18 protein-coding genes are annotated in these 19311 nt (G+C 62.6%); 10 read left to right on the top strand and 8 right to left on the bottom strand.

The genetic code is table 11. The annotated features are described in order from the left end of the window. The first annotated feature begins 28 nt into the window (after positions 1–28). Positions 29–1480 (top strand): aldehyde dehydrogenase, encoded by a 1452-nt coding sequence (locus AB7828_RS13000; protein ID WP_441230355.1) that lies wholly within the window; start codon positions 29–31, stop codon positions 1478–1480. A 22-nt stretch (positions 1481–1502) separates the two neighbouring features. On the opposite strand, the gene AB7828_RS12995 is transcribed toward AB7828_RS13000, so the two are convergent. After that, on the bottom strand, positions 1503–2309 hold the full coding sequence (locus AB7828_RS12995; RefSeq protein ID WP_170849559.1) for an IclR family transcriptional regulator: 807 nt from the start codon (positions 2307–2309) through the stop codon (positions 1503–1505). Positions 2310–2450: 141 nt separating this feature from the next. Here AB7828_RS12995 and AB7828_RS12990 point away from each other — a divergent pair, with 141 nt between their 5' ends. The 7 genes from AB7828_RS12990 to AB7828_RS12960 are packed head-to-tail and all read left to right on the top strand — an operon-like array spanning position 2451 to position 9832. Beyond that, positions 2451–3329: an FAD binding domain-containing protein gene (locus AB7828_RS12990; RefSeq protein WP_441230354.1), complete on the top strand. Its 879-nt coding sequence runs from the start codon at positions 2451–2453 to the stop codon at positions 3327–3329. Beyond that, entirely contained in the window at positions 3326–3823 is a 498-nt protein-coding gene (locus tag AB7828_RS12985; protein ID WP_441230353.1) for a (2Fe-2S)-binding protein, read from the top strand. The genes AB7828_RS12990 and AB7828_RS12985 overlap by 4 nt, the downstream gene beginning before the upstream one ends. After that, complete coding sequence (locus AB7828_RS12980) at positions 3820–6114, top strand: xanthine dehydrogenase family protein molybdopterin-binding subunit (protein ID WP_441230352.1); 2295 nt, start codon at positions 3820–3822, stop codon at positions 6112–6114. Before AB7828_RS12985 ends, AB7828_RS12980 begins: the two co-directional genes overlap by 4 nt. A 9-nt stretch (positions 6115–6123) precedes the next feature. Continuing rightward, a complete protein-coding gene (locus AB7828_RS12975) occupies positions 6124–7128 on the top strand; it encodes an amidohydrolase family protein (RefSeq protein ID WP_441230351.1) in 1005 nt (334 codons plus the stop codon). A gap of 52 nt (positions 7129–7180) precedes the next feature. Continuing rightward, positions 7181–8209 (top strand): ABC transporter substrate-binding protein, encoded by a 1029-nt coding sequence (locus tag AB7828_RS12970; RefSeq protein WP_441230350.1) that lies wholly within the window; start codon positions 7181–7183, stop codon positions 8207–8209. 34 nt (positions 8210–8243) lie between these two features. Further along, positions 8244–9062, top strand: coding sequence for an ABC transporter ATP-binding protein (locus AB7828_RS12965; RefSeq protein WP_441230349.1), 819 nt, complete (start codon positions 8244–8246; stop codon positions 9060–9062). Then, complete coding sequence (locus AB7828_RS12960) at positions 9059–9832, top strand: ABC transporter permease (RefSeq protein ID WP_439083002.1); 774 nt, start codon at positions 9059–9061, stop codon at positions 9830–9832. Before AB7828_RS12965 ends, AB7828_RS12960 begins: the two co-directional genes overlap by 4 nt. Here AB7828_RS12960 and AB7828_RS12955 read toward each other — a convergent pair. From AB7828_RS12955 to hemP, 7 genes are all read right to left on the bottom strand, one after another. Next, positions 9829–11187, bottom strand: a complete 1359-nt coding sequence (locus AB7828_RS12955; RefSeq protein ID WP_441230348.1) for an FAD/NAD(P)-binding protein — start codon at positions 11185–11187, stop codon at positions 9829–9831. The genes AB7828_RS12960 and AB7828_RS12955 overlap by 4 nt on opposite strands. Positions 11188–11223: 36 nt before the next feature. Beyond that, positions 11224–12513 carry an amidohydrolase family protein gene (locus AB7828_RS12950; RefSeq protein WP_441230347.1) on the bottom strand — a complete coding sequence of 430 codons (1290 nt, stop codon included), beginning with the start codon at positions 12511–12513 and terminating at the stop codon, positions 11224–11226. 115 nt (positions 12514–12628) lie between these two features. Further along, positions 12629–12994: a response regulator gene (locus AB7828_RS12945; RefSeq protein WP_441230346.1), complete on the bottom strand. Its 366-nt coding sequence runs from the start codon at positions 12992–12994 to the stop codon at positions 12629–12631. A gap of 141 nt (positions 12995–13135) precedes the next feature. Continuing rightward, positions 13136–13957, bottom strand: a complete 822-nt coding sequence (locus AB7828_RS12940; protein WP_441230345.1) for a heme ABC transporter ATP-binding protein — start codon at positions 13955–13957, stop codon at positions 13136–13138. A gap of 5 nt (positions 13958–13962) precedes the next feature. Then, complete coding sequence (locus AB7828_RS12935; protein WP_441230344.1) at positions 13963–15060, bottom strand: FecCD family ABC transporter permease; 1098 nt, start codon at positions 15058–15060, stop codon at positions 13963–13965. Position 15061: 1 nt separating this feature from the next. After that, complete coding sequence (locus AB7828_RS12930) at positions 15062–16042, bottom strand: heme/hemin ABC transporter substrate-binding protein (protein WP_441230343.1); 981 nt, start codon at positions 16040–16042, stop codon at positions 15062–15064. Continuing rightward, the gene (gene hemP / locus AB7828_RS12925) at positions 16039–16233 is read right to left on the bottom strand and encodes a hemin uptake protein HemP (protein WP_068735289.1); all 195 of its coding nucleotides are present in this window, start codon (positions 16231–16233) and stop codon (positions 16039–16041) included. Before hemP ends, AB7828_RS12930 begins: the two co-directional genes overlap by 4 nt. Positions 16234–16488: 255 nt before the next feature. On the opposite strand from hemP, the gene AB7828_RS12920 reads away from it, so the two are divergent. After that, on the top strand, positions 16489–18870 hold the full coding sequence (locus AB7828_RS12920) for a TonB-dependent hemoglobin/transferrin/lactoferrin family receptor (protein ID WP_441230342.1): 2382 nt from the start codon (positions 16489–16491) through the stop codon (positions 18868–18870). 98 nt (positions 18871–18968) lie between these two features. Further along, entirely contained in the window at positions 18969–19307 is a 339-nt protein-coding gene (locus AB7828_RS12915) for an antibiotic biosynthesis monooxygenase family protein (RefSeq protein WP_068735293.1), read from the top strand. Positions 19308–19311 lie beyond the last annotated feature (4 nt).

Below are 19311 nucleotides of genomic sequence, written 5' to 3'. Positions count from 1 at the left end.
AAAGAAACATCCAACGGAGGACATCATCATGAACCAGATCAATCTGCTGCTCGAGAACCAGGATGTGCAGGCCATCGACGGCGCGACATTCGATCGTCTCAATCCGATGACCGGCGATATCGCCTCGCGCGCCGCGGCAGCCCAAATCGCCGATGCCAAGCGCGCTGCCGATGCTGCCGCCGCTGCTTTCCCTGCGTGGTCGGCGACCGGCCCGGGCGCACGCCGCGCCGTCCTGCTGAAGGCGGCCGATATCCTTGCCAGCAAGGCGCCTGATTTCATTGCCTTGATGGCGTCGGAAACCGGCGCGACTGCCGGCTGGGCCGGCTTCAATGTTCATCTCGCCTCCAACATGCTGCGCGAAGCGGCATCGATGACGACGCAGATTTCCGGCGAGGTCATTCCATCGGACAAGCCCGGTTGCATCTCGATGGCGATCCGCCAGCCCGCGGGCGTCGTGCTCAGCATCGCGCCGTGGAATGCGCCGGTCATTCTGGGCGTGCGGGCTGTGGCGTTGCCGCTGGCCTGCGGCAATACGGTAATCCTGAAGGCATCGGAAATCTGCCCGGGCACACATCGGTTGATCGGCGAGTGCCTGCGCGAGGCCGGTCTGCCGCCTGGCGTACTTAATGTGATCACTAACGCGCCGGAAGATGCGCCCGCGCTGATCGATGCGCTGATCTCGCATTCCGCCGTGCGCCGGATCAACTTTACCGGTTCGACCCGCGTCGGCCGCATCATCGCAGAGACCGCCGCCAAATATCTCAAGCCAGTGCTGCTTGAACTCGGCGGCAAGGCGCCGCTGGTGGTGCTCGACGATGCTGATCTCGATGCAGCAGTGGCGGCCGCGGCCTTTGGAGCATTCATGAACCAGGGGCAGATCTGCATGTCCACCGAGCGGCTTGTTGTCGATCAGAAGATCGCCGACACCTTCGTGGCTAAGCTCGCGGCCAAGGCGGGTAGCCTAGTCGCGGGCGATCCGCGCAAGGGCGATACACCGCTCGGTTCACTGATCGGCAAGGATGCTGCGGATCGCATGCAGGCGCTGATCAAGGACGCCGTGGGCAAGGGTGCCCGTGTTGTGGCGGGTGGCAGCGTCGATGGCACGCTGATGTCGGCTACAGTACTCGATCACGTTACCTCGACGATGCGGATCTACAATGAGGAGTCATTCGGGCCGATCGTGAGTGTCGTGCGCGTCGATGGCGTGGACGAAGCCGTGCGCGTTGCCAACGATACCGAATACGGACTATCGGCAGCGGTGTTCGGCCGCGATATCGCCCGCGCGCTGGATGTCGCCAAGCGGATCGAGTCTGGAATCTGCCACATTAACGGCGCGACCGTGCATGACGAAGCGCAGATGCCGTTCGGTGGGGTGAAGGCGTCGGGCTACGGTCGGTTCGGCGGCAAAGCCGGTATTGCCGAATTCACGGAACTGCGATGGATCACCATCGAGACCGGCCCGCAGCACTATCCGATCTGATCGTGTCCGTTACACGCGGCCGTCAGAAGCTGACGGCAGCGTAGGCCTTGCTGATATCTGCGGCTGCGTGCTGCAGATGCTCGCGCAACCTGATCTGGCTGGCTTTCGGCGTGCGGAATGCCGGCGTCACGAAAGAGATTGCGGCGATCACGCCACCGGAATCGCGGACGGGAACGGAGACGGCATAAACATGCGGTGTGATTTCCGCGCGTGACTCCGACCATCCTTGCTCGCGGATCACGGCGAGCTCGCGCACCAGCAGCCTGCGATGTGGTGCGAAGCCGGGATCGCGCCGAACGGCGTCGTCGAGGATTGTCTCGCATTCAGCTTCGGGCATGTGCGCGAGCAGCATTTTCGGTCCGGCGCCACGGTGCAGCGGCAACGCCGTTCCGACCTCGAAGGTCAGGCGAATGCGTGACGATGACTCGGCGCGCTCGATGCACACGGCGCGATCGGCCGAGCGGCGCAGCAAGATGATGGTTTCGCCGACTTCCTGAGAGACGCGCTTCATGAAGGGGCGCGCAATGGAGGCAAGGTCGGTGCCGGCGCGGGCCGCCTGCGCAAGGCCGATGACGCGCGGCGCGAGCACGAACGAGCCGCGGCCATCTTCGTCGATGAGATCGGCTTCGCGCAAGATGCCAATGTACCGATAGGTCGACGACAGTGGCACCCCGATCTGTTCAGACAGGCTTTCCGCGGAATGCCGCGGGCGATCGGTGGAGAAGGCCAGCAGGGCGCGAAGTATCTTTCGCGAACTGCCATCTGCAGCAGCAGGACGGTCCGTCTGGTCGACGCGTTTCGACGCAGTTGCGGCTCTCTTGATGGCCAACGGAACCTCCATTCGGTAATGCTTGCCAATGGAAACGGCAGCATGTGGATATCATTTGCGCACCAACAAACATTGCCGTGCGCGTACCTTCTTATAAGATAAGATAGTGTTCTCAGCAATTGAGAAGTAGCAAATCAGCCCATGAAGCTTCCGCCGCTGGACTATATTTGCCCTGCTACGCTGATCGAGGCGATTGCCGCGCTCGCGGTTCATGGCGGCAATGCCAAGGTGATCGCGGGTGGGCAGAGCCTGATGCCGATGCTTGCTTTCCGGCTGGCGGCGCCAAGCGTGCTGGTCGATATCGGACGGCTGCCAGATCTCAAAAGTATCAGTATTTCCGCTGAGGGCATCGACTTTGGCGCCCTCGTGACCTGGCGGGATATCGAGCGTGATGCGCGGCTCGCACAGGCGCATCCGCTACTGGCGGCTGCCATCGCCCATGTCGCGCATTACCAGGTCCGTAACCGCGGCACCGTCGGCGGGAGCATGGCCCATGCCGATCCGGCGGCCGAAATGCCGGGCATTGCGGTGACCTGCGATGCGATGCTGACGATCGTCGGACCGACCGGGACGCGCATCGTGCGCGCAGATGAATTCATCACCGGCGGCCTCAGCACGGTTCTGGGGGCCGACGAAATCTTGACCAGCATACGCCTGCCGCTCTGGAAGAAGGCGCGGCGCTGGGCCTTCGAGGAATTCGCACGCCGCCGCGGAGATTTTGCGCTGGCGGGTGTTGCCGCATTCTACGACATCGACGCGCAGGGCCTGACGTACAACGCGCATATCGGGGTGATCGGCGTTGCCGATCGTCCGATGCGGCTGCCCGGTGTCGAGGCCATCCTCGATGGCCGTCGGATCAATGCCGACGTGATTTTACGGGCCGCAGCTGCTGCGCGGGACGCGGTCGATCCCGCCGATGATATCCACGCGGAAGCCGCCTATCGCCGCGATCTTCTCGGCGTGTTGCTGGAGCGGGCGCTGGCGCGTGCGGCCGACATCGCTTTGCCGGAGGCTGCATGATATCGGCGCGTCCCGTCCATTTCACCGTCAACGGTGCCGCGGCGACCGTCACAGTCGAACCTCGCACCACGCTGGCGGATGCGCTGCGCAATGAGCTGCACCTGACCGGCACACACCTGGGCTGCGAGCACGGGGTCTGCGGTGCCTGCACGGTCATCGTCGATGGTGCCGCCGTCCGCGGCTGCCTGATGCTGGCGGCGCAGGCAGAAGGGCGAGAGATAACCACGGTCGAGGGTCTTGGCAGCGCCGCGCATCTCAGTGCGTTGCAGCTTGCGTTCCGCAAGCATCACGCTTTGCAGTGCGGCTTCTGCACCGCCGGCATCCTCACGACTGCCCATGCATTGCTAACCGATGAGCCGCATGCGGACGAGGACCGCATCCGCGAGGTGATTTCCGGAAACCTATGTCGCTGCACCGGTTATCTGCCGATCATCGCGGCGATCATGGAAGCCCGCATTGCCTATCGCGACGTGCAATGCGAGGCGGCGCAATGAGCGATGTCGCCAAGCTCCTGGTCGGCAGCGCAGTCGAGCGCATGGAGGATGCGCGCTTCCTGTCGGGATCCGGCAATTTCGCTGACGATCTCGCCGTCGAGGGCATGCTGCATGCGGCGATCCTGCGCAGCCCGATCGCGCATGCGCGGATTGTCGCCATCGATGCATCGGCGGCACTAGCGATGCCGGGCATTCACGCCGTGATCACGGCTCGCGACATCAGCGACACCATCCCCATCATCCCGCTTCGCCTGGCGCCGTTGCCCGAATTCGAGCCGTTCCGTCAGCCTGTCATCGCCAGCGACAAGGTGCGCTATGTCGGTGAGCCCATCGCTATCGTCGTCGCCGACAGCCGCGCACTGGCCGAGGACGCGCTGGAGACGATCGGCATCGAATTTGAAGCGCTATCCGCAGTCACCGAGCGCGGCGCAAGTGAAACCCCGCTGTTCGACTTCGCGGAAGATAATGCTGCGCTGCGCTACGATGCCGGGTTTGGCGATGCCGATGCGGCCTTCGCGTCGGCGGACTATGTGCGCACCGAGCGCTTCAGCGTGCAGCGCCATACGGCGCTGCCCATGGAGACGCGGGGCCTCCTCGCAGAATGGAATTCATCGGCCGGTCGGCTCGTCGTCACAGGCGCGACAAAGGTTACGTTCTATAACCGCCGCGCGCTGGCGCAGATGCTGGGCCTTCGCGAGGATGATATCGATCTGATCGAGATCGATGTCGGCGGCGGCTTCGGCGTGCGCGGCGAATTCTATCCCGAGGATTTCCTGATCCCCTTCGCTGCCCGCAAACTGGCACGCCCGGTCAAATGGATCGAGGATCGCCGCGAACATCTGATGGCGATCAATCACTCACGCGACATCGCTTGCGAATTGTCGCTCGCCTGCCGCAGCGACGGAATGATGCTGGGTTTGCGCGGCCGAGTATTCGCCGATATGGGCGCCTATATCCGCACCAATGGCGGCGTGGTCCCGGCCAAGGCGGCGCAATTTCTGCCCGGCCCCTATCGCATCCCCCATGTCAGCGTGTCGGTCGAAGCTTTCATGACCAGCAAGACGCCGGTCGGCACCTATCGCGGGCCGGGCCGCTTCGAGGCGAATTTCTTTCGCGAGCGGCTGATCGACATGGTCGCGACCGATCTCGGCATCGACGTCGCCGAATTCCGGTGCAAGAACCTGATCACCGAACAGGAATTGCCTTATCCGATCGATGGGCTCGTGCCCTATGAAGGGCCGACATCCTACGACACCGGCGACTATGTCGAGGTGTTCGAGCGCGCCTTGAAGGAGATTGGCTGGCACGAGAAACGTCACCTGCAGGGTAAACTGGTCGATGGCGTACGTCATGGCATCGGGCTCGGCTGTTTCGTCGAAAGCGGCGGCGCCGGCCCGAAGGAAAACGCAGCGCTCACCCTTGAGAAGGACGGCTCGCTGACGGTGGCCGTTGGCTCATCGGTGCTAGGGCAGGGATTGGAGACGGTGCTCGGCCAGATCGCGTCGGATACGCTGTCGATCCCGTTCGATCGCATCCGTGTGCTGCATGGCTCGACCACGCTGCTCGATGAGGGCTTTGGCACCTATCATTCGCGCGCGGTGGTGATGGGCGGCTCAGCCGTGCTCGACGCCGCCACCCGGCTGCGCGAGAAGATCCTGCAGCAGGCCGCCAATCACCTGGGCAGGCCGAACAGCGAGTTGAAGATCATCAATGCGAACGTCGTCGCCGATAACGGCGCGTCGGTGTCGTTTGCGGCGCTCGCAGCCAGGCGCGAATTGCAGGCAGACGGCACGTTCGCCAACGATGTGCGCACTTATAGCTACGGCACCCATGCCGCGCATGTCACCGTCGACTCGCGCACGGGCGCGGTGAAAGTTCTCGATTACATCGCGGTCGAAGATGTCGGTCGCGCCATCAATCCGGCCATCGTGCACGGACAGGCGATCGGCGCCATCGTGCAGGGACTGGGTGGCGTTTTCCTCGATCATCTGATCTATGACGAGCAGGGACAGCTCTTGAACGCCTCTCTGGCCGATTATCTGGTGCCGACCGCGAGCGACTTTCCGGTGCTGCGCGCGGTGACGCTGGAGCTGCGGCCGTCGCCGAGCAACCCGCTGGGTGCCAAGGGCGCGGGCGAGGGCGGTATCGTTGCTGTGGCCGCAGCGACGGCCAATGCGGTGGCGGCAGCGCTGGCGCCGCTCAATGTCGAGATTCATCACTTGCCGCTGACGCCGCCGCGTCTGTGGCGCCTCATCAAGGATGCGCGCGAGCGCACGACCAATGCCGCATAGGGACTGATTGTGCCGATCGATATCCATGCCCATTATGTGCCGCCGCAGCTGCTGTCCGCCATCGATGGCCGTGGCGCCTATTGCGGCGTCAGGCTGCTGCCATCAGGGAATGGCAAGCCGCCGGCCCTCGGCTTCGATTATGGTTTCAGGGTTCGGCCGTTCTTCCCGCAACTGGTCGAGCCGGTCGAACAACGCCGTGCCAGCCTCGACCGCCAGGGTCTCGACCGGCAACTGGTCGCCACATGGCCGGACATCTATGGCTACGGTCTGGCGAAAGATGCCTGCGCGCATTGGCACCGCATGCTCAACGATACGCTGGGCGAGTGGTGCCATACGAACAATGACCGCTTTTCGTTCGTCGCATCGGTGCCCTTGGTCAACGCTGCAGATGCTGCGGCCGAACTCGATCGCGCCGTGGATCTCGGGGCGGTCGCGGTGATGGTCCCGGCCAATATCGAAGGCGTCAATATCGGAGAGAAGCCGCTCGATCCGTTCTGGGCCAAGGCGGAAGCGTTGGGACTGCCAGTCATCCTGCATCCAGTGCTCGTCGACGCCGCGCCGCGTGCTGCGAAATTCGCGCTGACGCAGATCGCGCAATACACGTTTGACACCACGCTCGGCATCGGCTCGATCATCTTCTCAGGTGTGCTCGATCGCTTCCGGGCGCTCTCGATCGTCCTCAGCCATGGCGGCGGCACATTTCCTTATCTGCTGGGCCGCTTCGATGTGATGCATGCGCGGATGGATCGCGCGGGACAGGGCGATGTCGCGCAATGCGACCCGTCGGTCTACGCCTCGCGCATCGGCTATGACAGCATCGTTCATGCGCCGAAAGCGTTGCGTTTCCTCGCCGATACCGTGGGTATCGAACGTGTCGCGCTCGGTACTGACGAGTCCTTCCCGCCGGCGGATCGCGATCCTCTCGCCAGCGTCAAGGCTGCGGGCTTTTCCGCTGCCGATATAGAACTGATTACTGAAACCAATCCGAGGCGTCTGTTTCCACGTTTGCCCTGAGCTGCGGTGCGTTCTGCCGTATCATCTTCATGCGAGATAAAGAGGACCGATCATGCTGAAACGTCTGCTTGTTGCCGCCGGTGTTGCGATGTCGATGCTGGGTCTTGCACACGCCCAGGAGATGAAGACGGTCAAGGTCGGGACGACCAATCTGTCATCGGATATCGGTCTGTTCCTCGCCGAGAAGCGCGGCTACTTCAAGGAAGAGGGTGTCAAGGTTGAACTGATCCCGTTCGATTCCGGCGCCAAGATGGTGGCCCCGCTCGGCGCAGGCGATCTCGACGCATCGGCAGGCGCGGCCTCCGCCGGGCTCTATAATGCCGTCAATCGCGGTCTCAAGCTGAAGATGGTCGCGGACAAAGGCACCAATATCGCGGGCTATAGCTACAAGGCGCTGATGGTGCGCAAGGATCTGATCGAGTCAGGTGCATTCAAGTCGCTTGCGGATCTCAAGGGCAAGAAGGTCGCGATCATCGCCAATGGCGCGGCGGACGAGTCCGTCATCAATCAGGCGCTGAAAAAGGCCGGTTTGAAGGACGAGGATATCGAAAAGGTCTTCCTTCCGTTCCCGCAGCATCTCACCGCCTTCGCCAACAAGGCGATCGACGCGGCGATTTCGGCGGAGCCGGGCGTGACGGCGATGGTGCGCAACAATGTCGCTGTGCGCTTCACCGGCCTCGATGATTTCTATCCGGTGCAGCAGACAGCCATGCTGCTGATCAATGGCAAGTTTGCCGAAGACCGCAAAACAGTGACGGCGTTCCTCAAGGCCTATCTGCGCGGCGTGCGCGCCTATGCCGCGACGCTGAAGGACGGCAAGATCGCGGGGCCCGGTGCCGAGGACATGATCAAGGACATCGCCGAGATGACGGGCATCAAGGACACGGCGCTGCTGCATCAGATCGTGCCGGTGTTCATCGATCCCGACGGTCAGATCAATCTTCCCAGCGTCGAGACCGATCTTGCCTATTTCAAGTCGCGCGGGCTGGTCACCAGCGACATCGAGGCAGCCAAGGTCGTCGACATGTCCTATGTCGATGCGCTGAAGCCGATCCTGGGGCCGTTCGCGCGGCCCAAGTGAAACGGTGAAGAGAAGTGTGGCGATGACGGTGCAGATGTCGACAGCAGCAATCGGGGATGGCGGACAAGTGCCCGCGCCGAAGATCAGCCTGCGCGACGTCACCAAGCGGCACGATACGCAACTGGCGCTGGACCGGATCACGCTCGATATCCCGGCCAGCACCTTCTTCGTGGTGGTCGGTCCAAGCGGCTGCGGCAAGACGACCTTGCTGCGCATGCTTGCCGGACTGGATGCGCCATCGGAGGGCCGGATCGACATCGCCAATCCGCAGCCCGGTCATCCGCAGAACGCCATGGTGTTCCAGGGGGACTCGTTGTTTCCCTGGATGACCGTCTGGGACAACGCGGCCTATGGCCTGACGATGCGCAATGTTCCGAAGGCGCGCATCGATGACGTGGTCGGGCACTATCTGAACAAGACCGGCATGTATGGCGCGCGGACGCTCTATCCGCATCAGCTGTCCGGCGGCATGCGCCAGCGCGTCTCCATCGCGCGCGCCTTTGCCAACGATCCCGATATCCTGCTGATGGACGAGCCGTTTTCGGCGCTCGACGAACAGAACAAGACATTGCTGCATGAAGAGCTGCTGCGGATCTGGGAAGAGACCCGCAAGACCGTGGTCTTCATCACCCATAGTGTCGATGAAGCTGTGACGCTGGGCGACCGCATCATGGTGATGACGGCTGGCCCCGGCCGCATCAAGACCATCGTGCCAGTGGATCTGCCGCGGCCGCGCAATGTCGTCGAGCTCCGGCATACCCCGGCTTACGGCGAACTAGTCTATGACATCTGGGCGCAGCTGCGTGAAGAGGTCGATCGCGCGCGCAGCCGCGAACCGGGGAGCAAGGCATGAGCGCGGCCCGCACCGGCGCACTGTGGAGCGAGCGCGCCATCAGCATCCTGTCGCCGCTGGTGCTACTGGGCCTATGGGAAATCTGCGCCCGCACGGGCATCGTGGATGTCAGGTTCTTTCCGGCGCCCTCTAACATCATTGGGCATCTGTTCGAACTCGCTTCCTCCGGCGCGCTGTGGCGTCATGTGGGAGCCAGCCTCTATCGCCTCGCTGCCGGTTTTGTCGTCGGCTGCGTGCCAGCGATCGTGATCGGGCTCGCGATCGGCCTGTATCGACCGATACGTGCAGCCTTCGATCCACTGATCTCGGCGACCTATCCAATTCCGAAGAGCTCCCTGCTGCCGCTGATCCTGCTGATCTTCGGTCTCGGTGAAAGCTCGAAGATCGCCATGGTCGCGATCGGCGTGTTCTATCCGGTGGTCATCAACACCGCGGCTGGCGTGCGACAGATCGCACCGATCTTCCTCGATGTTGGCCGCAACTTTGGCGCCAGCCGCTTCAACATGTTTCGCACCGTGGCGCTGCCCGGCGCATTGCCGCTGATCATGACCGGCATCAAGCTCGGCGCGGGCATGGGCCTCGTGCTGATCGCCATCGCCGAAATGGTCGGCGCCAAACAGGGGCTGGGTTACATGATCTGGAATGCGTGGGAGTTGTTCGATGTCCAGACCATGTATGTCGGCCTGTTTGTCATTGCGATTATCGGCTTCGTGATGAATGCCGGTTTCGACGCGCTGGAGCGCGCCATCGTGCCGTGGCGGAAGGGCTAGAGCGTCTTCAACTGCTCGCTCACGGCCAGCAACTGCCGCCGAATGTTGGACGCCGCAGTCACTTCCCAGAACGCGCCGCGCGTCGCCGGGCCGATGGCATAGAAGCCGGGCTGAACATGACCGGCACTGTCGCGGAGTTCGCAGGTTGAGGCGACATCGAGGCCGAGGCCGTTGAAGCCGGTCCGCGCTTGCCCGGTTGCGAGCAGCGACTTGATGAGCGGATCGCCCAGGCGATCATAGTGCTCTTCCGGGCCGGTACAGTTCAGAATCCAGTTGGTGGCGAGATCGATGGTCTCGCCGTGTCCGCGCTTGCGGATGGTCACGTCATGTCCCGACGGTGTCGCAACTGCACTGGTGATGCGACCCGCGATCACATCGAGCTGCTTGTCTCGTTGCAACTGCTCCAGCAGTTCGGCGACGTCGGGCGCCAGCCGATGCCGGTGCACCATCCAGATCGCGCGCAGATGCCGCGCGAAGCGGGCACGTTCGGTTTCGGAGGCATTCCTGTAGAGTTCACCGATCGACAGTCGAAACGTATCGACCATCGTCTGCCATGGAATGCCCGCGGCAACCTTGCGGCGGGTGTCCTTGAGCAATGCCGCCAGAAGGCCCCGTGCGGTGGGCACCGGGAATGAGTTCATCGGATCGGGATCGGTCTGTGCCGGCACGTCGATCAGCGGCAGCAACCCGCGCCGCGAGACCATCGTGATGGGCGCGCGCATGCCGCGATGGACGAGATCGATCACCATATCGACGGCGGTGGCACCGGTGCCGATGACCAGCACGCGATCGTCCTTGCCGATCGGATCGAGCGCGCCCGGCGCCCAGACATTGGTGATTGAGCGCGGCGATGCCTCGATGCCGGGAAATGGTGACGGCGGCTGGTTGCCAAGACAGAGGAACACCAGATCGGCGTCGATGATCGCGCCCGATGCCGTCGCAACGCGATAGCCATCGCCCTGCCGCGTCACACCCAGAGCCACATCCTGCCGTGGCGTCACACGCCCGGTACCGGTCAGTTCGTTGAACTTCGTCGAGATATAGTCGCCATAGACCCGGCGGGGCACGAAAGAGGTTGAATAGTCCGGCCAGTCCGCCTGGCCGGTCTCCGTCAGCCATTCGACGAAGCCGTTATCTTCGGCGCCGAGTCCGCCCATCTTTGAGGCTGGGACGTTGATGCGGTGCCACTTCGCTTTCGCGGAATAGGCGAGCCCGCGCCCGAAGGCGCCGTCGCGATCCAATACGGTGATCGTCCCGACCTGCGGCAGCTTCGCCAGAATGAGCGCGGCAAACGCGCCGGCCACGCCGCCGCCGATGACGGCAACGCGCAGAGAATGGGGAGAGGCTGATGTCATGCTGCCGGACGATGTGAGGAAAGGATGTCGAATATATCAGCTCGGCGGTGCGTAAGCGGCCGGATCGACCGATGCCGGGCGGCCGTCGAGCGCGAGCCGGCCGATCCGCGCGGGCGTCTCGGCGATCACCTTACCACGGCGCACGACCGCAAGCCGCGTCGCCTTCAGCCGGATCGCCTCGATCGGATCGCGCGCCTGCAACAGTACGAGGTCGCCGTTACAGCCCACATCGAGGCCGTAGCCGTCGAGCCCCATGATCCTTGCCGGATTGGTGGTGACCGTATCGAAGCAGAAGCGCATCGCGTCGCGGCTGGTCATCTGCCCGACATGCAGGCCCATATGCGCGACTTCGAGCATGTCCGCCGAGCCCAGTGAATACCACGGATCCATGCAGCAGTCCTGGCCGAAGGCCACGTTAATGCCGTAGGGCCGCATCTCCGGCACGCGGGTCTGGCCGCGCCGCTTCGGATAGCTGTCGTGGCGCCCCTGCAGCACGATATTGATCAGCGGATTGGCGATCGCGGCGACGCCGGCTTCCGCGATCAGCGGCAGCAGCTTCGAGACATAGTAGTTGTCCATCGAATGCATCGAGGTCAGATGAGAGCCGGCGACGCGGTCCTGCAATCCCAGCCGCTGGGTTTCATAGGCCAGCGTCTCGACGTGCCGCGAGAGCGGATCGTCGCTTTCGTCGCAATGCATGTCGACGCGCAGTCCGCGCGCAGCGGCGATCTCGCAGAGTGCCTTCACCGATGCGGCGCCATCGGCCATGGTGCGCTCGAAATGCGGAATGCCGCCGACGATGCTGACCCCCTTGTCGAGCGCGCGCGCAAGATTTTGCGCAGCCGTGGGTGAGCGGAAATAACCGTCCTGCGGAAACGCGACCAGTTCGAGATCGAGATAGGGCGCGACCTGCTTCTTGACGTCGAGCAGCGCATCGACAGCCAGCAGCCGGTCGTCGCAGATATCCACATGGGTACGCACCGCGAGCAGGCCCTGTGCCACCGCGAGGTCGCAATAGCGGAGAGCCCGTTCGACCAGGGCCTCATAAGTGAGGTGCGGTTTCAACTCGCCCCACAGGGCGATGCCTTCGAGGAGGGTACCCGACACATTCAGCCGCGGCAGGCCCAGCGATAGCGTTGCATCCATGTGAAAGTGGATGTCGACGAATGGCGGCGAGACCAGGTGCCCGGCGGCATCGATCACACGTCCGGCCTCTCCCGCCAGATTGGGCTGCACCGCGACGATACGGCCCCCTTCAATGGCGATATCCTGGCCCGTGCGGCCGTCGGGAAGCGTGGCGTTGCGAATGAGGAGGTCGAACGGCATGAAACCCTTGCTGCTGCAGGTGTGATCGCCGAATTATCGGCGTTGCGCTGCAGCAATGCAAGACGGTCCCACGCGGGCGGCATCTGCCGGTCCGCGCGGACCGATTTGACCTGTATCAGTGAAACGATTGTTGTGCGGCGCGGAGCAGGTCGATCGGGCTCCATGGCTTGGCCATGAACAGCGTGCCATCGGGCAGCCGACGCACGCGAGGCGTACCCGAGGTCACGATCACATGCATATCCGGGTATCGTTGCTTGGCGAGATAAGCGAGCTCGATGCCGTCCATCATGCCTGCGAGTTCCACGTCGGTGAAGACCATCGCAACATTGTCGCCGGATTCCTCCAGCACCAGCACAGCCGCCTCCGCGCTTTCGCATTCGATGACGTTCATCTCGCTCTCTTCGAGCAGCAGGCTGACCAGTGTGCGTTGTGCTTCGTCGTTCTCGACCACCAGCGCTGTCGACCTGTGTGCATAACCCATGGGGGAGCCTCCGTGGTTTGGTTGCGACAGGAGGGCAATGCGTGAGTTCATCAGGGGTTCAGATAAAAGTGAGTTCCCGTGAGCAACAATGTTACTCATGAATATGCGCCGGCGCAGGATGATGTGCCGGCAGAAACGCAGTTAACCCACTACGGAAGTTGAAGTCGCAATCTGCTGCATCATTTGCGGCAGCAGATAAGGCGCGCCGTCATCGGTGCGTGCGACGACAACGTTGATATCGAAGACCCGACGGATCACGTCGCTGGTGATCGTTTCCGCAGGCGTTCCTTCCGCTGCAACGGCGCCGTTGCGCATCACGATGATGCGGTCAGCAAACCGAACTGCGAGATTGAGATCGTGCAGCACTGCGATCACGGCCGTGCCGTTGCGCGCACGCTGCCGCGAAATTTCGACAAGTTCGATCTGGTGCCGCAGATCGAGCGATGATGTCGGCTCGTCGAGCAGCAGAATGCCAGGACCGTGCACAGCTTCGCCGCAGGCAAGCTGCACGAGGATGCGCGCGAAATGCGCGCGCTGTTGCTCGCCGCCGGAGAGCGTCGGCAATTCGCGATGACGGAAGTCACCAAGGCCCACTTCATCGATGGCGGCATTGACGAGCGCTTGCGCAGAAGCCAGCGGCAGGTTGCCCCGACCCATCTGCACGACTTCCTCGACCGTGAATGGAAAGCTCACACTGACATGTTGCGACAGCATCGCGCGCCGCATCGCCAGTTCGGCGGGCGACCAGGCGTGGAGGTCGCGGCCTTTCAGCGTGATGGCGCCGCGCGACGCACGCAGATCGGCCGACAGCAAGCGTAGCAGTGTCGACTTGCCGGCGCCGTTGGGGCCGACGATGGCGACCATCTCGCCGCTGGTGATGGCGAGATCGACATGATTGAGCAGCGTGGCCTGGCCGATGGTCAGCGAGATGCCGGATGCTGTAAGGACGGGAGCGTTGGCCATCGGTGTCACAGCCCCACCAGCCCGCGCTGACGCAGCAGAATCAGCAGGAATATCGGCGCGCCCACGGCGGCAGTCAGGATGCCGATCGGCATCTCGGCCGGCGCCACGATGGTGCGGGCCATCGTATCGGCGCCAACCAGCAGGCTCGCGCCGAGACCGACGGAGGCCGGCAGCAACAGCCGATGACCCGGTCCAATCATCAGCCGTAGCAGGTGTGGCACGACGATGCCGACGAAGCCGATCACGCCGCAGACGGACACCGCCGCGCCGGTCATGACCGACACCAGCACGATGCAGATGCGCTTGAGGCGCTCGACATCGACGCCGGAATGAAAGGCCTCGGACTCGCCGAGGATCAGCACATCGAGGCCGCGGCTGGTGAACAGCATACCGATCAGGCCCAGCGCCAGCATAGGCGCAATCGTTGCGGCCTTGCTCCAGGTGGCGCCGCTGAGCGAGCCGAGCAGCCAGAACGTGATGTCGCGCAATTGCCGGTCGTCGGCGATGAAGACCAGCAGCCCGATGCCCGCATTGGCAATCGCGGCGATGGCAATGCCGGCGAGCAGGAACAGCGCGATGGAGGTGCGTCCGCTGCGGCTGGAAATTCGGTAGAGAATGATGGTGGTGAGTAGCGAGCCGATGAAGGCGGCTAATGGCAATAGAAAGGGCTGCAGAAAACTCACATAATGCGCAAAGCGGCTGTCGCTGATGACGATGGCGCCGGCTGCCGCAAATGCGCCGCCGCTGGAGACGCCGACCAGCGCCGGATCGGCGAGGGGATTGCGAAACAGGCCCTGCATGATCGCGCCGGCGGCGCCCAGCATGCCGCCGATCATGGCGGCGATGGCAATGCGCGGAATCCGGATCGACCACAGGATCAGCTGATCGCGCGCGGCAAATTGATTGCCGGGATCGGCGGCCGCGAGGCCAAGTGCTGCGGGCAGGCGGGACAGTGGGATGCCGGCGGCACCCACGGTGGCGGCAAGCAGCACCGTCAGCAGCAGTGCCGCGAGCAGGCCGCACAACACGATAACGGTGGCAGGGCGACGCACCCGACCGGTCGTTCTGACAAACGCAGTCAGCTTGGCGTCGGCAGCGCTCATCTTATTGGCGGCAGTTGACGGCGAGCGAGACGGGCTTGAACGTTGCAGCCTCGGACGACAGCGCCGGATCGAGCTTGACGGCGAGGTCGCGTGCGGCGGCGGCCGTGCGCGGACCGAAGCCGAGCAGATAGAGGCCGTCCATGGCGACCAGGCTCCTGGTCTTCGCGGCCGGCGTCAGTGCGAATGCCGGGCTGGCAAACACGGTGTCGGCCTGCAGCGTATCCTTGCCGCGCTCCATCGAGAGCACGGTATCCGGCTTGGCTGCGGCGATGGCTTCATCGCTCATGATCTTGTAGCCGTCGAAGCTGTCCGCGACATTGACGCCGCCGGCCAGTTTGATGATCTCGTTGGCTGCCGTCTTCTGGCCTGCGACCATGGTGCGGCCATCGAGGAAGGACATCACGAACATCACCCGTGGCGGGGTCTTCACCTTGGCGCGCAACTCACGCAGCGCGGCAAGATCGCCGGCCACGGCGTTAGCGAGACATTCGCCGCGTGTATCGACGCCCGCGACCTTGGCGACCAGCCGGATCTTCTCCACCATGCCGGCTTCGGTGAACGTATCCGGCACCATGATGAGCGGAATCTTGGCGGCGTCGATGACGTCGATGGTTTCCTTCGGGCCGGAGCCCGCGATGGCCAGCACCAGTTGCGGATTCAGCCCCAGCACGCCTTCCGCAGAGAGTTGCCGCATGTAACCGACATTGGGTTTGTCGGCCATGGCCTTCGGTGGATACAGGCTGGTCGTATCGACGGCGACGATACGGTCGTCAGCGCCGAGGGCATAAAGGATTTCGGTCACTGCGCCGCCGATTGAGACGATGCGGGTCGGGTGGCCGATGGTGACGTCGCGTCCGCGTGCGTCGCGCACAACGGCGTCTTCCGCCGCGGCCGCGACTGACAGCGCCAGCGTGCCGGCAAGCACTACACATTGCAGCGCATGTGCGATGCGATGACGTCGAACGGGGAGGCCGGCGGTCATTTGGTGAGGATCAGCTTGTTCTGGAACGTCAGGCGCAGGCGATAGGTCTCGTCGCCATGCGTAATCAGCAACTCGCGCTGATCCGCGAACAGCTCCTTGCTGTCCATCCGGTCGCCATTTATGACCACATTGCGTCCGGCTGAGGATTTGGCGTGAGCGGCAGCGCTGCCGTCGTGAGAACCCGTATCCATAGCGCCGATCTATCCCATCCGTAAAAGTCTCTGTCATCGTTATAGGTTTTGTCGCACCTCATCGCCAAGCACTGCAGTCTATAATCAGTATAAACAGGGCGGGGATTGCTTGACCCCCCCGTTAAGGAACCGTAATCGAAAATGGCAACTTGGTGGCAGGGGTCCCCGAGTCGCATTCGAGAGCCAGCAAGCTCACTGCCTCGTGCAGCGCCAGCCAGCCACGATCCGTTGAAATTTGTGTTTGGGGATTAGGCTATGGCTCTTGGGGGCATGACTACGCGCGCCTTGTTGTTGGGTGTGTCGATCGTATCAATGGGGGCGTTGGTCTCCGAGACAGCCTTGGCACAGGCCGCCGCGCAGGCAGGCGACGTGCAGCCGCAAAAGCCGAAACCCGCCAAGAAGAAGCGTGCAGCCGCCAAGCCGGCGGCCGTGCCGGCGCAGGTCGCTAACGCCAATGCGCAGGCCAGCCGCACCGGGCAGTCACTCGATGAAATCACGGTGACGGCTTCGAAGACCCAGGAGCGCGCCATCGATGCGCTGGCCCCGGTCAGCGTCGTAACGCAGGAGCAGATCCAGCTGCAGCAGCCGAGCCGGCTGAGCCAGCTTTTCTACAATGTCCCCGGTGTCTGGATGCAGGATCGTGGCGATGATCCATCCACGGCGATCAATATCCGCGGTTTGCAGGACTTCGGCCGTGTCGCTGTTGTGGTCGATGGTGCGCGCCAGAACTATCAGCGCTCCGGTCACAATGCGAATGGCTCGTTCTTTCTCGATCCCGAGCTGATCGGCGGCATCGATATCACCCGCGGCCCGACTGCCAATATTTACGGCTCTGGTGCCATCGGCGGCGTGGCCTCGTTCCGCACCAAGGACATCAATGACGTCCTGCGGCCCGGTGAGCGTTGGGGCGTGGATATGAGCGGCTCCTACGGTTCCAACAACAGTCGCGGTCTCGGCTCCGTGTTCGGCGGCGTGCGTGTCGATCCGACGGTCGATGTGTTCGGCGGTGCGGTCTATCGCACCCAGGGTAACTACAAGGATGGCGCCGGTACCGAGATCGGCAATACAGGCAACGACATCGCTGCGGGCCTGATGAAAGTTACGGTTCGCCCGGCCGACGGCCATGAGGTGAAGTTTGGCGGCCTGTTCCAGGACTATAGCTACACAATTGGTCAGTTGAATCGTGGTCCAACTACAACGCCGGCCTTGATCGCTCTGAATCAGGGCTCGTCCGTCTATGCCTCCAATGCAAAGAACTATACCGGTACGGTGACGTGGAAATACGCGCGTCCAGAGGACATGCTGTTCGATTTCAACGTCTCGCTTTACGGCAATCGCGTCGACAACGACCAGACCAAGACCTACCACTATTCGACGGCCGGCACCGCGCTCTGCGGTGCTGGTAGTGCCGGTAATAACATTTCTGGTTGCGTTGGCGATCAGCGCGGCTACTTGCTGGATACGTTTGGCGTCGACGTCAACAACACGTCTCGCTTCAATATCGGTGAGTGGCGCAATGCTGTGACCTATGGCTTCGACGTCTTCAACGACAAGGTGAAAACATTCGACTCGCGTGGAAACTCCAACATCACCACGCCGAGCGGCGAGCGCACAGTCTCCGGCGGCTTCGTCCAGCTAAAGACCAACTATTCGAGTTGGCTCGAAGTCATAGGCGCACTGCGTTATGACCACTATGAGCTCAATTCAAGCGGGACAGCCGTGGGTGTTAACAATGTTTCATCCAGCGGTGACCGCCTGTCGCCCAAGATCACACTCGGCGTGACGCCGGTAGCGGGCTTTACGCCCTATGTGAGCTATGCGGAGGGTTATCGTGCACCATCCATCAGTGAAACGCTCATTGCAGGTGGCCACGCTTCCGGCGGCGGACCGACTTTCGTCACCTGTGCTGATGGTACCGCTGGCCTGTTCTGCTTCTTGCCGAACCCGAACCTCCGGGCAGAAGTCGGCAAGAACAAGGAAGTCGGCATCAATCTGAAATACAACGACGTCTTTACGTCTGGCGACAGTTTCCGCGCCAAGTTTAACTTCTTCCGCAACGACGTTGATGACTACATCGACCTCGTCGCCTCTACGCCAGTTCTCGTCAACTATGTATTCATGGGGCGTCCTGGCACCATCCTCAACAGCAACTTCTATCAGTACCAAAACATTGCCAATGCGAAGATCGAAGGCTTCGAGGCCGAGACGGCCTATGACGCGGGCCTTTGGTTCCTGGGCGTCGGCGCGACGGTTCAAAGCGGCAAGAACACCCAGACCAATGTTGGTCTGGCGACAATCCAGCCGCGCAAGGTCACGACCACCGGTGGCGTCCGCCTGCTCGATCGCAAGCTGACAATCTCGGCTCAGTGGGCTTCGGTCGCGGCCAATACCGACCTTCCGGCCGGATACGTGCCATCGACCTCCTACGATCTCGTCAATCTCTACGTCGCCTATCAACCGACGCAGGACATCACCTTGAATTTCGGGGTCGACAATATCCTGAACCAGTATTACCGCCCCTATGCTATTCCCGGGTCGACCAGCGATGGCACAACGCAGAACGACGCGTTGTGGACCGCCCCTGGTCCGGGCATCGTTTACAAGGGTGGCATCAAGGTGCATTTCGGCGGCGCATAATCGCCATCTGCATCCACCAGCCTCCAAGGAATCGCGCTCATGTCCGGGCGCGATTTCGGTTATGATAGGTTCTCGACGTCACGAAAGGAAAGACATCCATGTTCATCGCCATGAACCGCTTTCAGGTCAAAACCGGATCCGAAGCCGCTTTCGAAAACATCTGGGCGACCCGCGAATCCTATCTCTCGGAATTGCCGGGCTTCATCGAGTTCAGCCTGCTGAAGGGGCCGGTGGCTGAGGATCACACGCTGTATTCGTCGCATACGGTCTGGGCCAGCAAGGCAGACTTCGAGGGCTGGACCAAGTCCGAGCAGTTCCGCAAGGCGCATGCCCGCGCGGACAATAAGTCGGAAGGCGCCAGCCTCTATCTCGGTCACCCCAAGTTCGAGGGTTTCGAAGTGATCCAGTCCGAGCGCCGCAAGAGCGCTGCGGCCTGATTGC

Origin of the sequence: Tardiphaga sp. 215_C5_N2_1 (assembly GCF_052076055.1) — a bacterium.
GTDB classification, from domain to species: Bacteria; Pseudomonadota; Alphaproteobacteria; order Rhizobiales; family Xanthobacteraceae; genus Tardiphaga; species Tardiphaga robiniae.
This window is presented reverse-complemented; position numbering and strand designations above follow the sequence as displayed.

Excerpts from the sequence above, each read along its gene's own strand:
- AB7828_RS12965 (WP_441230349.1), top strand. The coding sequence starts at position 8,244 with ATGTCGACAGCAGCAATCGGGGATGGCGGACAAGTGCCCGCGCCGAAG.
- AB7828_RS12980 (WP_441230352.1), top strand. The coding sequence starts at position 3,820 with ATGAGCGATGTCGCCAAGCTCCTGGTCGGCAGCGCAGTCGAGCGCATG.
- AB7828_RS12950 (WP_441230347.1), bottom strand. The coding sequence starts at position 12,513 with ATGCCGTTCGACCTCCTCATTCGCAACGCCACGCTTCCCGACGGCCGC.
- AB7828_RS12990 (WP_441230354.1), top strand. The coding sequence starts at position 2,451 with ATGAAGCTTCCGCCGCTGGACTATATTTGCCCTGCTACGCTGATCGAG.
- AB7828_RS12935 (WP_441230344.1), bottom strand. The coding sequence starts at position 15,060 with ATGAGCGCTGCCGACGCCAAGCTGACTGCGTTTGTCAGAACGACCGGT.
- hemP (WP_068735289.1), bottom strand. The coding sequence starts at position 16,233 with ATGGATACGGGTTCTCACGACGGCAGCGCTGCCGCTCACGCCAAATCC.
- AB7828_RS13000 (WP_441230355.1), top strand. The coding sequence starts at position 29 with ATGAACCAGATCAATCTGCTGCTCGAGAACCAGGATGTGCAGGCCATC.
- AB7828_RS12960 (WP_439083002.1), top strand. The coding sequence starts at position 9,059 with ATGAGCGCGGCCCGCACCGGCGCACTGTGGAGCGAGCGCGCCATCAGC.
- AB7828_RS12930 (WP_441230343.1), bottom strand. The coding sequence starts at position 16,042 with ATGACCGCCGGCCTCCCCGTTCGACGTCATCGCATCGCACATGCGCTG.
- AB7828_RS12985 (WP_441230353.1), top strand. The coding sequence starts at position 3,326 with ATGATATCGGCGCGTCCCGTCCATTTCACCGTCAACGGTGCCGCGGCG.
- AB7828_RS12940 (WP_441230345.1), bottom strand. The coding sequence starts at position 13,957 with ATGGCCAACGCTCCCGTCCTTACAGCATCCGGCATCTCGCTGACCATC.
- AB7828_RS12955 (WP_441230348.1), bottom strand. The coding sequence starts at position 11,187 with ATGACATCAGCCTCTCCCCATTCTCTGCGCGTTGCCGTCATCGGCGGC.
- AB7828_RS12915 (WP_068735293.1), top strand. The coding sequence starts at position 18,969 with ATGTTCATCGCCATGAACCGCTTTCAGGTCAAAACCGGATCCGAAGCC.
- AB7828_RS12945 (WP_441230346.1), bottom strand. The coding sequence starts at position 12,994 with ATGGGTTATGCACACAGGTCGACAGCGCTGGTGGTCGAGAACGACGAA.
- AB7828_RS12920 (WP_441230342.1), top strand. The coding sequence starts at position 16,489 with ATGGCTCTTGGGGGCATGACTACGCGCGCCTTGTTGTTGGGTGTGTCG.
- AB7828_RS12970 (WP_441230350.1), top strand. The coding sequence starts at position 7,181 with ATGCTGAAACGTCTGCTTGTTGCCGCCGGTGTTGCGATGTCGATGCTG.